The sequence below is a fragment of the Rhodopseudomonas sp. genome (genome assembly GCF_036404135.1).
Lineage (GTDB): Bacteria > Pseudomonadota > Alphaproteobacteria > Rhizobiales > Xanthobacteraceae > Rhodopseudomonas_A.
This window is the reverse complement of sequence record NZ_DASWPE010000159.1, coordinates 1-1,983: the sequence shown is the minus strand read 5'-3', so window position 1 is coordinate 1,983 and position 1,983 is coordinate 1. Positions and strand designations below refer to the sequence as shown.

Here is a 1,983-nt window from a genome sequence, read left to right as displayed (position 1 = left end):
CGAGCAGGCCGATGCGTTGGCGCATGTCACGGACGGGCGCGATCTCGGGATCGTGGTCGGCCATGCCGGAACGGGGAAAAGCGCGATGCTGGGCGTTGCGCGGGAGGCATGGGAGGCGGCGGGTTACGAGGTCCGGGGCGTGGCGCTGTCCGGCATCGCAGCCGAAAATCTCGAAAGCGGATCAGGCATATCCTCCCGCACCATCGCCAGCATGGAACATGGCTGGGGCCAGGGCCGCGACCTGCTCAGCGCGGGCCATGTGCTGGTGATCGACGAGGCCGGCATGGTCGGCACGCGCCAGTTGGAGCGCGTGCTGTCCCATGCCGCCGAGGCCGGTTCCAAGGTGGTGCTGGTCGGCGATCCGCAACAGCTGCAAGCAATAGAAGCCGGCGCGGCGTTCCGCTCGATTCATGAGCGCCACGGCGGCGTCGCGATCGGCGAGGTGCGCCGTCAACGCGAGGATTGGCAGCGTGACGCCACGCGCGATCTCGCGACCGGCAAGACAGGCGCAGCGATCCAGGCTTATGACAAAAACGGCATGCTGCATGCGGCGGCGTCCCGCGAGCAGGCGCGCGACGATTTGATCAACCGCTGGGACCGCGACCGGCAGGCATCGCCGGACCGCAGCCGCATCATCCTCACCCACACCAACGACGAGGTTCGGGCGCTGAACGATGGCGCGCGGGAACGGATGCGGGCAGCGGGCGATCTCGGTGAGGATATGCGTCTCACGGTCGAACGCGGCGCGCGCAGCTTCGCCGCCGGGGATCGCGTCATGTTCCTGCAAAACGAACGCAGTCTCGGCGTGAAGAACGGCACGCTCGGGACCATCGAGCGGGTCAGCACGCAGTCCATGTCGGTGCGTATCGACGATGGCCGTTCCGTTGAATTCGACCTGAAGGACTACAACCGCATCGACCACGGCTATGCCGCGACCATCCACAAGGCGCAGGGCATGACGGTGGACCGGACGCATGTGCTGGCGACGCCGGGCATGGACGCCCATAGCAGCTATGTCGCCCTGTCGCGACATCGCGACGGCATGGACCTGCATTATGGACGTGACGACTTCGCCGGTCAGGACCGGCTGGTCCGCACCCTGTCGCGCGACCGGACCAAGGACATGGCGTCGGATTACGATCGCGCCGATCCGGTGCAGGGCTACGCCGAGCGGCGCGGCATCACCTTCCGCGAGCGTGTCGCCGAGATCGTCCAGAAACTCGTGCCGGAGAAGCTGCGCGGTCTGTTTGACGGTCTGCGCCTTCCTGAAGATGTGCCCGGCTCGGATGGCGAACGGAGGCCAGAGCGGGAAGCGCCGAAAAGGGAAAGCGGCGTTACGGCAGCCGAGCGGCGCGAAACCGAGGCGCCGGAAAGGAAGGTGGCGGAAGATCCGGAAAAGGAATTGCGTCGCATGCGTACCGGAGCGCTCGTTCGCCATGCCCGCGCGGTAGACGCGATCTTCGAGGCGCAGGACATGGGCGGCAAGGCAAGTCCCGGGCAAGTGAAAGAATTGCAGGAGGCCCGCAAGGAGTTCGAGGCGGTACGGCCCTACGGTTCACATGACGCTGAAGCCGCCTACAAGAAAAATCCAGAACTTGTACGCGACGCGGCTGGCGGCCAGGTCAACCGCGCGATCCGCGCCCTCCAACTCGAAACCGAGCTGCGCACCGACCCGGCCCGGCGCGCCGACCGCTTCGTGGAACGCTGGCAGAAGCTCGATCAGACCAGCCAGCGTCAGTATCAGGCCGGCGACATGTCGGGCTACAAATCCACGCGGGCGGCGATGGGCGACATGGCCAAAAGCTTAGAGCGCGATCCGCAGCTTGAATCCATTCTCGCGGGCCGCAAGCAACAACTCGGCATCGCGTTCGAAACAGGCCGCCGGCTCGGCCAAGAATTGGCATTCACCCACGGCATCGATCTCGGCAGAGGCCGGGGCATCGGAATTTGACCCATCCTATTTTCCGCCGACTCTTCGCCACA

1 protein-coding gene is annotated in these 1,983 nt (G+C 65.9%); it reads left to right on the top strand.

Features of this window, described 5'->3' with window-relative positions; all coding sequences use genetic code 11:
* The coding region (locus VGC77_RS18895) for an AAA family ATPase (protein WP_331173105.1) at nucleotides 1–1,951 on the top strand (1,951 nt) is incomplete at its 5' end.
* Nucleotides 1,952–1,983: the final 32 nt, after the last annotated feature.